We start from the raw sequence: 12677 nt of genomic DNA on the forward strand, positions 1-12677 counted from the left end.
AAGCCGCCTCGACGACCTGCTGCCGTGGAACTTCAAGCCGTCAAGCTGAACCGCTGGTGCTGTTCAGCTAACGCTTACGCACGATGGCATAGACGATCACCTTGAAACGCGACGCACCCGTGGCCTCCAGCGCCTCCACCGGGCGCCTGTCGATCTCCTCGATCGCCTCTCCAAGCAGCTTGCCGATGAAGCCGATCGAGCGGAACATGATCGCCACGATGCGCGCCAGCACGCCGGGGCCGAAGATGGCTACGAAGAGAAGCGCCCAGATGAGGGTATTGACCGAGCGGGAGCTGACGAGGTTCACGCGGACGAGCCCGAGCGTCGCCTTGTTCGGCGTCGTGTTCTGCGCGGCGATATAGGCGACGGGAAGCGACATGACGGCCGCGATGGCCGTTGCGATGGTCGCGATGTTCACCGTTTCGATCAGCACCCGCAGGATCGCGCCGAGATTGGTGGGATCGGGCGGGTACATCCGCCCGAAGAGATCGCCCATCTGCGCCGGCGAATCCCACACCCAGGCCCAGATCACCTCGATCGAGCCGAGCGCCCAGGCGCTCGCGGCCGCGCAGAGCGCGAGGATGGCGAAGCGGCGCGCCTTCTGACTGCGGCTGTGACGGCTCCAGTCCTCGCGGCCGAACTGTTCGGAAATGCTTGTCATCCCACATGCTTCCTGATGTAGCCGCTGACCCCTTCCGACAGGAGGATGACCCCCACGATGACGATGGTGATCGCGAGGGCGAAATCGTAGTCGTAGCGGCCGAAGGCGTTGGCGAGGGTGGCGCCGATACCGCCCGCATCGACGATGCCCACGACGGCGGAGGCGCGCAGGTTCGAATCCAGCTGGTAGATGGTCAGGCCGATCTGCCGCGGCATGATCTGCGGGAAGACGGCATAGAAGAGGGTGGGGAGGAACGGCGCGTCGGCGGCACGCATCGCCTCGACCTGGCCCGTGTCGATCTCCTCGATCCGTTCGGCCAGAATCTTGGCCGCGAAGCCGATCGAGTAGACGATGAGCGTCGGGACACCCGCGAAGGGGCCGAACCCGACCGCCTTGACGAAGATGATCGCGACGATGACCGGATGGAAGCTGCGTGCGAGGATGATGAGCGCGCGCCCTAGGTAGAAGATCGGCAGCGGCGCCACGTTCCGCGCCGCCATGAAGGCGATCGGGATCGACAGGCCAACGCCGCCGGCAGACACGAGGATCGCGATCTTGATGCTTTCGAGGAAACCGTCGATCAGCAGGCCGCTGCGCTCGAAGTTGGGCGGGAAGGCCCCGCCGAAAATGCGCGCGGCCCGGTCCATCCCCTCGACGACCCGCGTCCAGTCGATCGGGATCGTGGTGATGATCCACAGCACGTAGACCGCGGCGCCAAGATAGGTCGCCCAGCGCAGCCACGGATTGGCAATGAAGGGCGGCCGGCTCCAGCTCTCGGGATGACCGCTCATTGCGCGGCCACCGGGGCGCCGCTGCGATCGGCATGGGGACTGCCGGAATAGATCGCGTCCATGGCGGCCTGGTCGAGCTGCGCGGGAACGTCGTCAAAGATAATGCGGCTATAGCGCATTCCGACGATCCGGTCGGTGTATTCCTTGGCCTCGGTGACGTTGTGGATGTTGATGAGCACCGGCAGTTTCAGCTCGCCCGCCAGATCACGCAGCAGGCCCATGATCTGTTCGGAGGTCTTGGGATCGGGCGAGGCGGTTGATGCAGCGCAGCAGCGTCGACTTTCCGGCGCCGGACGAGCCGATGATCGACACGACGCTTTCGCCTTCGATGGTCAGGTCGAGAATCTCGAGAACCGGGTTGCCACGGTCAAAGCGTTTAACCAGGTCGGTGATCTTCAGCATCCGCACTCTCCTGTACGAAGGCCGCGCCGGCGCTCATGGCGATCGCGGCCAGCAAGGCCGTTCCGTAAGTCGAAATCCTCGGCATCGTGCTTCCTCCCGTTCGTGTGTTCCTCTGCGACCCCTTTCCGCACGCAGTTGCCACGATAAGAGCACCGGATGCCTTTCAGTACCATGGAAGCGACACGGCTGGCGCGGGTCAGCGGTCCGGCGGCAGCAAACCCAATCCGCGCAGGTAGATGCCGATCCCCGTCTCGAGCAGGTCTTCGGGCGGGAAGGGAGAGCGCATGCCGGGCGAACCCCGCGCGAAAAGCTCGACCACGCCATGGCTCATCGCCCAGATATGGGCCGAGAACATCTGCGGCGGGGGGCGCCGGTCCTCGGGGATCTGGGCAGCGAGCTGTCCCGCGGCCCGGTCGAGCACGCCGAGCCCGCGCCGTGCCACGGCATGGAGCTCGGGGCTGCGCTGGATCGAGATGCCGGATTCGAACATGGCGACGTAATGTCCGGGGTGACGCCGTGCGAAGGCGAGATAAGCGCGGCCCGTGGCCTCGAAGCTGGAAAGGGCGGAGGGCTGCCCGCCGGCAAAGGCACGCTCCATCAACTCGGCGAAGATCTCGTAGCCCAGCCGCGCGACCTCGGCGATCAGGTCCTCGCGTCCGGAGAAATGCCTGTAGACGGCCGCGGGCGTGACCCCGGCGAGCTTTGCTGCCTCCGACAGTGTGAACCCCGTCGGACCCTTCTCCTCGATCAGTGTAAGCGCAGACGCGATCAGCGCCTCGCGCAGATTGCCGTGGTGATAGCCGCGCTTAGCCATCCCAGAGTTCGGGTCCACCGGCGATCGCGGGATCGGGCGGGCAGGCGATGTCGGTATCGCGCCCCTTGAAGGGCACGGCGCAAAGAACGGCGCGGATCGCCGCGAGCCGCGCCCGCCGCTTGTCGTCGGACCGGATGACCGTCCAGGGGGCCCCCTGCGTGTGGCTGCGCGCGAAGGTCTCGCGGATCGCTGCCGAATAGGCGTCCCAACGCGACAGCCCATCCACGTCGATCCGGCTCAGCTTCCATTGCTTGAGCGGGTCGGCCTCGCGGGCGAGGAAGCGGCGAAGCTGCTCGGCGCGCCCGACATTGAGCCAGATCTTGATCAGGATGATCCCGTCCTGAACGAGCATGCTCTCGAAGCTCGGAACCTGCTGGAAGAAGACCTCGCGCTCGCTTTGGGTGCAGAAACCGAAGACATGCTCGACCACCGCCCGATTATACCAGGAGCGGTCATAGAGCGCCATCTCGCCCGCGCTGGGCAGATGGTCGACGTAGCGCTGGAAATACCACTGCCCGCGTTCGCGCTCCGTCGGCGTGCCGAGCGCAACGGAATGCACCATGCGCGGATTGAGGTTCGCCGACAGACGCGAGATCGTCCCGCCCTTTCCCGCCGCATCGCGCCCCTCGAAGACCACCACGACGCGCTTGCCGCTGTCGCGCAGATCGGCCTGCAGACGCATGAGCTGAAGCTGCAAGGCCTGCATCTGCGCCTCGTACTCCTTGCGTTTCATGCGCGTGGGATAGGGGTAGGTCTGGGAGATGATGTCCCCGGGACCGGCATTCTCGATGTTGCGCCGGACCTCGGCGGGGGCCTCCTGGCGGTAGAAGGCGCTGATCGCGCCGTCGAAGGGACGTGTCACTTGAAGCCTCGGTTTTCCCGGCCGGTCATTGGGTGGCGGAACAGGGCCATCAGCGCAGGCCGGCCTGCCGCGCGGCACGGTCGATCGCGGCCACGACCGCGCCGGCCGAGACGTGATGTGGCATATGCCCGATACCCGGCAGCTCGGTCAGCCTTGCGCCGGGGATCTGGCGGGCGAGGGGGCGTGAATGGACGTCGATCGGCACGATCGTATCGGCGGTGCCATGCACGATCTCGACCGGCAGCCGCAATGCCGGGTAGTCGCGCGACATCGCGGTGACATGCGGGCGCAGCCCGGTCACCTGCCGCGCATTCGTGCGAAAGCTGGCGCGGCGCAGCGACAGGGCGGCGCCGATATGGGCCTCGTAACCCGGCGGCGGCTCCTGCGGCTCGAAGATCGAGGCGATGGTCCGCTCGACCTGCGCCTCGGGCGCGAAGGCGGTCAGGAGGGGCACCAGCGCCGCGCCGCCCAACGAAGAGCCGGTCACGTTGTAGAGCAGGCCAAGATCACCGGGCCAGGGCTGTGTCGCGCCCGAAACGATCACCAGCGCCGCCGGATCGTGCCGCAACCCCCAGGCCATCGCGACCGCGCCGCCATAGGAATGACCCATCACGATCGGGTTCTCGATGCCGATCATGCCGGCGGCGCGGTGCAGCATCGCCGCCTGCTCCGCCGGACTCGCGGAACGGGTGTTGAACGGACCCTCATAAGCCTCGGAGACATTGTCGGAATAGCCCAGGCCCGGCCGGTCGAAGGCGGTCACGCGGTATCGGTCCGTCAGCCTCTCCATGAAGCCGGCGGTGAAATCCCGCGTGCTGCCGCTGGCGCCGTGGATCAGGACGAGGTCGGGGCCGCGGCCCTCCTGCACGTAATGCACGCGGCGCCCGGCAACCTCGACGAAGCGGCCCTCGGAGGGATAGGCGGCCTCGGCGGCCGCCTCGCGCCGCTCTATGCGGTTCTCGAGGACGAGGCCGCAGCCCGGCAGGGCGAGAGCGACGATGAGGAGGCTAGAGGCCAATTTCTTGGGGATCATACGGCACAGTCTGGTAAATTTGGTTTATCCAGTTTCCATATAGAAGATGCGCGTGACTTCTCCAGCGGTTGAGTGGCCGCATGGCGGGATTGTCGTCGGGAAAGTAGTTCACCGGCACGTCGATCTGCCGTCCCTCGGCGATGTCGCGTTCGTATTCCTCGCGCAGCGTGTCGTTGTCATACTCGAAATGGTTGAAGATATAGAGTGCCCGATGCGCCGGGTCCTCGACGAGGGCGGGGCCGGCGATGTCGCTGGCCAGAAGCGTCCTGAGCCCGCCTGCCGCGTCGATCTCGGACTGCCGCATCTCGGTCCAGCGGCTGACCGGGATCACGCAGTCATCCGAGAAGCCCCGCAGGAAAGGCGAGGAAGGGTCGAGGTTGTCATGCCTGTAGCAGCCGAAGAGCTTGTGCGGCAGGACGTGCTTGTTGATCCCGTGGAAGTGGTTGATCATCGCCATCCCGCCCCAGCATACGCCGAAGGTCGAATGCACGTGGCTCTGGGTCCAGGCGAAGATCTCGGCAAGTTCGTCGCCGTAGCTCACCTCGGTGAAGGGAAGATGCTCGATCGGCGCCCCGGTGATGATGAGCCCGTCGAACTTCTCGTCGCGCACCTCCTGGAAGGGGTGATAGAAGGCCTCCATATGCTCGGCGGCGGTATTACGGGCCTGGTGCGCGCTCATCCTGATCAGGTGCAGGTCGATCTGCAGCGGCGTGGCGCCGATCAGCCGGGCGAACTGGTTCTCGGTCTGGATCTTCTTGGGCATCAGGTTCAGCAGCGCGATCCTGAGCGGCCTGATGTCTTGGCGGGCGGCCTCCGCCTCGGCCATCACCATCACGCCCTCACCCTTCAGCTTGTCGAAGGCGGGGAGGTCGGCTGGCAGCTTGATCGGCATTGCGGAGGTCCTGACGGCAAGAGGTTGGAGTGTGGGAGATAGTCGTCTCAGGCGCGTCGCTCAAGTGCCGCGCCGATCAGCGCGCCGAAGGCTTGCGGGGTGGTGACGCCAGCGACCTCCTCGGCGGTGATCGTCACGCCCCAGCGGCGCGCGATGGCGGCGTAACGCGGCTGCCTGTGACCGAGCGCGCGGGCGTAGGTCCAGCGCACGAAGGCATCGGGATCCACCTCGTCCGGCGCCCGCCCGGCGCCCAGCGTGTAGGCATCCCAGGCCGCGGCGAGAAAGTCGGGATGGTAGTACATCGGCTTGGGCGCCTTGTCGAAGCGCCGGATCAGCGCCTCGGTATGCGCCTCGCTCCCCTCGATCCAGACCGGCAGCACGTGGCGCTCGAGCGCCGTCATCACCGGGTCGGCCGGGTTCTCGGGATCGACGACCTCGCAGATCGATCCGCCGGTGTCGCAGACGAAATCCTCGTAGCCGTAGAGCTTGCGCGCACGGTCGATGAAGTGGACCGTATCGCGCAGGGCGGCGATCTCGGCCTCGCAGTGCTGCTCTTGCCGGCGCATGTATTCCTCGAAGCGCAGGCCGCCGCGTTCGGGATCGCCCGGCTTTCCCAGGTAGGTGGAAAGCGGCGCGAGGTTGTCGAAGGTGATATTGCTCGCGACATAGATCGAATCGCTCAGGAGCAGCTCGCGCAGGAGCGGGCTCTTCATCGCCTCGCGCTTGAAGTTGTCGGCGATATGCTCGCCCATGTAGCGGGTGCCGATCCGGTAATCGACCGAGTAATGGAACCAGCCGCCCGAGGCGCGCAGCATGTTCGACAGGTGGGTCTTGCCGAGCCCCGACATCCCGAAGAGCATGACGCGCCGCGAGGTGGACGCATGCCAGTCGGAGGCGTTTTCGTAAATCATGGTAGGGTTCCAGCCTTCTGTTCCGCGCCTCCTGTTAGCCCGGCTCGGGCGTCTTGGGTAGGGGGCGGCGGGCGATGATCGCGAGGCCCGCCGCGAGCAGGGCGAAGCCGGCATAGGCGCCCGGTGCCAGCTGCTCGCCAAGAAAGACCGCGCCCAGAAGGATCGCGATCGGCGCGATCAGCAAGGTGCACAGCATGAGGTTTCCCGAGCCCGCAGCCGCCAGCACTCGGTAATAGAGCAGGTAGGCGAGCGCGGTGGCGGCAAGGGCGTAATAGGCGATGGCCGCGATGCCGCCGCCTGAGATCGGGCCGGGCATCCCGTCGATGAGCAGGGCGGCGGGGACCATGATAGCCGCCGACGCGCTGAGCATTCCGGCCGCGCAGAGCACCGGCGGCAGATGCGACAGGCGCGCCCGTCCCCATGCGCCCGCGAGGGCGTAGGAGAGGGTCCCGCCGAGCACGGCGATCTGCGCGAGGGAGCGCAGATCGAGCGCCGTCAGGGCGCCAGGCCCGATCACCGTGATCACGCCCGCGAAGCCGAGCCCGACACCCGCCGCGCGGCGCGCGGTCAGGCGCTCGTCGGTGAAGAAGACGGCCGCGACGATCACGCCGAAGATCGCGGTCGAGGCATTGAGGATCGAGGTCAAACCGGTCTCGATCGTCCTCTGGCCCCAGGCCATGAGCGTGAAGGGGATCACGTTGTTGAGAAGGCCCATCACCGCGAAATCGGCCCAGACCCTCGGCGCGGCGGGCACCGGGATGCGCATCCAGGCGACGGCGCCCCACAAGATCACCGCCGCCCAGAACACGCGATGCGCCACGACGCTCGCCACACCCATTTCGTCCAGTGCGATGCGGATCGCCATGAAGGAGCCGCCCCAGATCGCCGACAGAACGACGAGCTCGGCCCAGCTTCGGGATGTGAGGGATTTTTGCGAGATCATCGCGCCATATCGGCGTGATCGCCGGCAGGGCGCAACCCGGATTATGCGCGAGCGTGCCGCGCCCGGAAACGATCCGGGCGCGGCACCCGTTCAGAAGCGGTAGGCGATCGACATGCCGACCGCGACGGCGTTGTTGTCGGTGAAGCTGGCGCGCGCGGTGTCGGGCGTGCCGGTCTCGGGCTGCGCGTCGCCCAGCCAGGTGTAGCGCGCGCCGCCGGAGACGGTCATCGTCTCGTTGATGTTGTAGGCGACGCCCACGGACACGGAGTAGTTGCCGTTTGTCGGTGCGAGCGGGGAGACCAGGTCTTCGCCCTTCTCCTCGTAGCCCATCGCGATCGAGCCGCTCAGGGTCTCGTTGAAGCGCCGGCCAATGCCGAGGTTGAAGGAGGTGCCATTGTCGATATCGGTCAGGCTGTCCCGGCTGGTGGTGGGAAAGGCGCCGTCGAAGAAAGCCGGGGAGACGATGGTATCCTCGTACATCGCGTAGCGGATGTTTCCGAAGAGCAGCGTATCGGCCATGATCCCGGTCTGGAAGTCGAGATTGATCGAGGCCGGCGTCTCGACGGTGGTGCGGCTGACGGCAGACAGGCGCGGATCGATCAGGTTGACCGGAATGCCGCCGATGCTTTCGGTCGTCGGCAGGTCATGTTCGATCGCCGAGGAATAGGTCAACGCGACCCGCAGGGCGATGTCGGGACGTTCATAGGCGCCGCCGATCACGAAGCCGACCCCGTCATCGCTGCCGAAGCGGGCATTGTAGCCGCTCAAGGGACCGTAAGCCGCGCCTTGCAGCGTGACATCCGCCTCAAGCGTCTGGTAGCGCAGGCCGCCATGCACGCTCATCGCGTCGTTGAAGCGGTAACGGGCGAGCGCGGTGAATGCCCGGCTGTCCACGATCGCGCGGGTGCCGCCCAGGGCGACCGAGCCAGTATCGGGATAGTTCACATCCGAGCCATAAGGCTCGTCCAGGATGACGGCGAAGGACAGCCGCTCGTCGATGTCCATCTTCAGCCCGAGGCCGATCTGGTTGTAGTCGCCGGCGATGCCGCCGCTGTCGCGCCCTCCGAAGACGGCCTCGTCTGTTCCATCAACATCGGGCATGATCCGCCCGAAGCTCAACTCGGCATATCCTCCCGGCTCGAACAGGACATCGATATTCTGTCCGGAACGATCCAGCCCGACGGCGCCGACCGAATGTGTGGTGATCAGCAGCATGGCGCCGCCCAGGTAACTCGCCTTCATCCGTACCTCCCCTAGATGATGTGCGAGACCACGGTTGGCGGCTATGCCGGCGCGGTCAAGCTATAACCAAGCGTCACATGACGCTAAGGGCGCTCTGTGACGCAAGGGGCCGGGCGGGCGACGTCGCGGCCCGGCCCGGAGCAGGGCCGCGCCGGGTGGACCGGTGCCATGCGGCATGGTGGCTCACGCGGCTTGCAATGCGAGGAATGGCCCCGATCCGCACCCTCCAGCGGCCTCGATTGCTCACATGGTACAGGGGCCGGTGAGACGCGGGGTCCGACACGTGCCGGGCCCGGGGATGTGCCGCGCGGTTCGGCCGGCAGGGCGCGGATCGACCGCGCTGGCGCGCCGAAGACCGCCGGGGGTCATTCCCACTCGATGGTGCCCGGGGGTTTCGAGGTGATGTCGTAGGTCACACGGTTGATGCCCTTCACCTCGTTGATGATCCGGGTCGCGGTCTCGCCGAGGAATTCGTGGGTGAAGGGGTAATAATCGGCCGTCATGCCGTCCACGGAGGTGACGGCGCGCAGGGCGCAGGCGAAGTCGTAGGTGCGGCCATCGCCCATGACGCCGACGGTGCGCACCGGCAGGATCGCCACGAAGGCCTGCCAGATCTCGTCATAGAGGCCGTGGCGGCGGATCTGATCGATATAGACCGCGTCGGCGCGGCGCAGGATCTCGAGCTTCTCGCGGGTGATCTCGCCGGGGCAGCGGATCGCGAGACCCGGACCGGGGAAGGGATGGCGGCCGATGAAGCTGTCGGGCAGGCCAAGCTCGCGGCCGAGCGCGCGAACCTCGTCCTTGAAGAGCTCGCGTAGCGGTTCCACAAGCTTCAGGCCCATCTTTTCGGGCAGGCCGCCCACGTTGTGATGGCTCTTGATGGTGACGCTCGGCCCGCCGCTGAAGGAGACGCTTTCGATCACGTCCGGATAGAGCGTGCCCTGCGCAAGGAAGGCGGCACCCTCGATCTCGTTGGCGTATTTCTGGAAGACGTCGATGAAGAGGCGCCCGATGATCTTGCGCTTGGTTTCAGGGTCCGAGACGCCATCGAGCTCGCCGAGAAAGAGCTCCTGCTCGTCGGCATGGATCAGCGGGATGTTGTAATTGTCGCGGAACATGGTGACGACCTCGTCGGCCTCACCCTGGCGCAGCAGGCCGTGATCGACGAAAACGCAGGTGAGCTGATCCCCGATCGCCTCGTGGATGAGGACGGCCGCGACGGAGCTGTCGACACCGCCCGAGAGGCCGCAGATCACCTTGGCATCGCCGACCTGCTCGCGGATCAGGCGGATGGCCTCCTCGCGGTAGGCGCCCATGGTCCAGTCGCCGGAGAAGCCGGCATCGCGCACGAAATTCTCGAGCAGGGTGCGCCCGGCGGGCGTGTGATGCACCTCCGGGTGGAACTGCACCGCGTAGAAGCGGCGCTCCAGATCGGCCGTCACCGCGAATGGCGCGCCCGGGGAGGTGCCATAGACCGCGAAACCGGGCGCGAGGCGGGCGACGTGATCGCCATGGCTCATCCAGACCTGCTCTCGGTCGGCGGCGAACCAGCGATCGAGCAGGTCGATGCGCGCCTCGGTCGGGGTGACGAAGGCCCGGCCGAATTCCGAGGTTCCGTCGCCGCGCTCGACATGACCGCCGAGCATCTGCATCATCACCTGCTGGCCGTAGCAGATGCCCAGAACCGGCACGCCCAGCTCGAAGACCTTCTGCGGGGGGCGTGGGCTGTTCTCGTCGCGCACGCTGGCCGGACCGCCCGACAGGATGACCGCTTTCGGCGCGAATTCGTCGAGCAGCGCGTCGGTCACCGACTGGAAGGGTTTGATCTCGCAGTAGACGTTGAGTTCGCGCAAGCGGCGCGCGATGAGCTGCGTCACCTGGCTGCCGAAATCGACGATCAGCAGGCGGTCGTGGTCTGCGGCGAGGGCGGGAGCGATTGGCGCGTCTGTCATGACCGCGTGGTTAGGGCAGGGCCGCACGCCGCGCAAGTCTCCCGAAGCGCGGGCATGGGGCAAAAACGGACCGGCATGTCGCAATTGCACGTCAGAGGACGGAAAAGTGCCGCGCCCCCTCTGCGCGAGCCTCTAGACCGTCAGCACAAGGCATGAGGAGAGGGTAGTCATGGCAGAGCTCGGAGCACGCAGGCGCGGACGCGGCGGCGGAGGCGCGGCCAGACGCGCCGAGCGCAGCGCGGTGCGCGTCGAGATGGCGAAGTTCATCGAGCGCCGCATTCCCGATTTCGAGGTCCTCGACGCCGAGGCGATCGAGGTGATCGAGGCGAATGCGGAGACGGTCCTCGCCGAGATCGGCGTCGTCTTCGCAGAGAATCCCGCCGCACTCGAGCTGTGGCGCGGGGCCGGCGCGGAGATCGACGGCGAGCGCGTGCGCATCCCCCGCGGCCTGGCCCGTCAGCTGTGCAGCACCGCGCCCGGCCGGATCGTGCAGCATGCGCGCAATCCCGAGCGCACCGTCGAGATCGGCGGGCGCAGCCTCGTCTGCGCGCCGGTCTATGGGCCGCCCTTCGTGCGCGATGCCGATGGCGGCCGCCGCTATGCCACGATCGAGGATTTCAGGACCTTCGTGAAGCTGGGCTACATGTCGCAATGGCTTCACCATTCGGGCGGAACGCTGTGCGAGCCCACCGACATCCCGGTCAACAAGCGCCATCTCGACATGCTGCTCGCCCATATGACGCTGAGCGACAAACCCTATATGGGGTCCGTGACCGAGCCCGGCCGGGCGCAGGATTCCGTCGAGATGTCCGAGATCCTCTTCGGCAAGGGGTTCGTCGCCCGGAACACGGTGATGACGTCGCTGATCAACATAAACTCGCCCCTCACCTTCGACGCCACCATGATGGGGGCGCTGGAGATCTACGCGCGGGCCGGACAGGCCTGCATCGTCTCCCCCTTCATTGTCGGCGGTGCGATGGCGCCGGTTTCCGTGGCCGGCACCCTCACGCAGGTCCTTGCCGAGACGATGGCCGCCGTCGCCTACAGCCAGCTCGTGCGCGCCGGGGCGCCGGTCATCATGGGTGCCTTCGTCACCTCGATCGACATGAACAGCGGCGCACCGACCTTCGGCACCCCCGAGGCGGCGCTGATCACCTATGGCGCGGGGCAGCTGGCCCGGCGGCTCGGACTGCCCTACAGGAGCGCCGGCGCCTTCTGCGGCTCGAAGCTCCCCGACGCGCAAGCCGCCTACGAAAGCGCCAATTCGCTCAACATGGGACTGCTCGCGGGGGTCAACTTCATGCTCCACGCCTGCGGCTGGCTGGAAGGCGGACTGGTCGCCGATTTCGAGAAGTTCGTCATGGATGCCGATCAGCTCGGGGCGCTGCACGGCATAGCTCGGGGGGTGGATATCAGCGAGAACGGCCAGGCCATGGACGCTCTGCGCGAGGCCGGGCCCGGCGGGCATTACCTCGGATGCGCCCATACGCATGCGAATTTCAAGGACGCGTTCTGGCGCACGCAGCTCCTCGATTACAAGCCATACGAGACGTGGCTGGAGGAGGGCGCGCGCGATACCCGCGCCCTTGCCCAGGCACGGGTCGCCAAATTGCTTGCCGATTACGAAAGGCCCGCGATCGACCCCGCCATCGAGGAGGCGCTGGGCGCGTATGTGGCCAAGCGCAAGGGATCGATGAGCGACGCGTTCGGCTAGAACGCCCCGCGCCCCTTGCCTGCCCGGCGGCCCCGCCGCACCGGGTCCGCGCGGTATGGGGAGCGGTTTGGGGGGCGGGTTCAGGCGGCGCCCGGGCGGTGCACGAGACGGGCCTCGGCCATCAGCGCGATCAGCGTCTCGACGTGACGGGCGATGGAATAGCCGGAGGAGCGCTCCCGCCGGGCCTCCTCATGCGCCGCCTCGAGGCCGATCAGTTCCTGGAGCGCGTCGATGGCCCTTTCGGGCATCCGCCCCTCAAGGAGACGCGGCAGGATCGTGGCGCGGTCGTAGATCGCGGCGCCATGCCTGGCGGCGCTGACCATCAGCGGGGGGCGGCGCAGGGTCGAGATCAGGGTGATGGGATCGCTCATGTCACTGGCTCCGATACTTGCTGGATCATGGGACAAGCATGCCATCGCCGGATCGCCCGTTGCGCCCCACGCAACGCCAGCGTGCGGTG

At 66.8% G+C, this 12677-nt stretch carries 11 protein-coding genes and 2 pseudogenes; 1 reads left to right on the plus strand and 12 read right to left on the minus strand.

All coding sequences use genetic code 11. The features are described 5' to 3' along the window. Positions 1-79 precede the first annotated feature (79 nt). From PMES_RS00750 to guaA, 11 genes and pseudogenes are all read right to left on the minus strand, one after another. Positions 80-661: pseudogene (locus PMES_RS00750) on the minus strand (ABC transporter permease subunit); the annotation flags it as partial. Further along, entirely contained in the window at positions 658-1452 is a 795-nt protein-coding gene (gene phnE, locus PMES_RS00755) for a phosphonate ABC transporter, permease protein PhnE (protein WP_159963624.1), read from the minus strand. The gene phnE and the pseudogene PMES_RS00750, both read right to left, overlap by 4 nt. After that, positions 1449-1854: pseudogene (locus tag PMES_RS00760) on the minus strand (ATP-binding cassette domain-containing protein). Before PMES_RS00760 ends, phnE begins: the two are co-directional and overlap by 4 nt. A 196-nt stretch (positions 1855-2050) precedes the next feature. Beyond that, positions 2051-2668 (minus strand): TetR/AcrR family transcriptional regulator, encoded by a 618-nt coding sequence (locus PMES_RS00765; protein ID WP_159963625.1) that lies wholly within the window; start codon positions 2666-2668, stop codon positions 2051-2053. Continuing rightward, positions 2661-3530 (minus strand): polyphosphate kinase 2, encoded by an 870-nt coding sequence (ppk2, locus tag PMES_RS00770; protein ID WP_159963626.1) that lies wholly within the window; start codon positions 3528-3530, stop codon positions 2661-2663. Before ppk2 ends, PMES_RS00765 begins: the two co-directional genes overlap by 8 nt. 49 nt (positions 3531-3579) lie before the next feature. Further along, positions 3580-4563 carry an alpha/beta fold hydrolase gene (locus PMES_RS00775; protein ID WP_159963627.1) on the minus strand — a complete coding sequence of 328 codons (984 nt, stop codon included), beginning with the start codon at positions 4561-4563 and terminating at the stop codon, positions 3580-3582. Continuing rightward, positions 4538-5455, minus strand: coding sequence for a homoserine O-succinyltransferase (locus PMES_RS00780; protein WP_159963628.1), 918 nt, complete (start codon positions 5453-5455; stop codon positions 4538-4540). Before PMES_RS00780 ends, PMES_RS00775 begins: the two co-directional genes overlap by 26 nt. Before the next feature lie 47 nt (positions 5456-5502). Then, entirely contained in the window at positions 5503-6366 is an 864-nt protein-coding gene (locus tag PMES_RS00785) for an ATPase (protein ID WP_159963629.1), read from the minus strand. 34 nt (positions 6367-6400) lie between these two features. After that, positions 6401-7309 carry a DMT family transporter gene (locus tag PMES_RS00790; protein WP_159963630.1) on the minus strand — a complete coding sequence of 303 codons (909 nt, stop codon included), beginning with the start codon at positions 7307-7309 and terminating at the stop codon, positions 6401-6403. Positions 7310-7399: 90 nt separating this feature from the next. Further along, the gene (locus PMES_RS00795) at positions 7400-8551 is read right to left on the minus strand and encodes an OmpP1/FadL family transporter (protein ID WP_159963631.1); all 1152 of its coding nucleotides are present in this window, start codon (positions 8549-8551) and stop codon (positions 7400-7402) included. A 365-nt stretch (positions 8552-8916) separates the two neighbouring features. Then, entirely contained in the window at positions 8917-10503 is a 1587-nt protein-coding gene (gene guaA, locus PMES_RS00800; RefSeq protein ID WP_159963632.1) for a glutamine-hydrolyzing GMP synthase, read from the minus strand. A 169-nt stretch (positions 10504-10672) separates the two neighbouring features. On the opposite strand from guaA, the gene PMES_RS00805 reads away from it, so the two are divergent. Then, a complete protein-coding gene (locus tag PMES_RS00805) occupies positions 10673-12217 on the plus strand; it encodes a trimethylamine methyltransferase family protein (protein WP_159963633.1) in 1545 nt (514 codons plus the stop codon). 80 nt (positions 12218-12297) lie between these two features. Here PMES_RS00805 and PMES_RS00810 read toward each other — a convergent pair whose 3' ends face one another. After that, the gene (locus PMES_RS00810; protein ID WP_159963634.1) at positions 12298-12588 is read right to left on the minus strand and encodes a DUF6477 family protein; all 291 of its coding nucleotides are present in this window, start codon (positions 12586-12588) and stop codon (positions 12298-12300) included. Between the last annotated feature and the right edge of the window lie 89 nt (positions 12589-12677).

Source organism: Profundibacterium mesophilum KAUST100406-0324 (assembly GCF_009835145.1).
Lineage (GTDB): Bacteria > Pseudomonadota > Alphaproteobacteria > Rhodobacterales > Rhodobacteraceae > Profundibacterium > Profundibacterium mesophilum.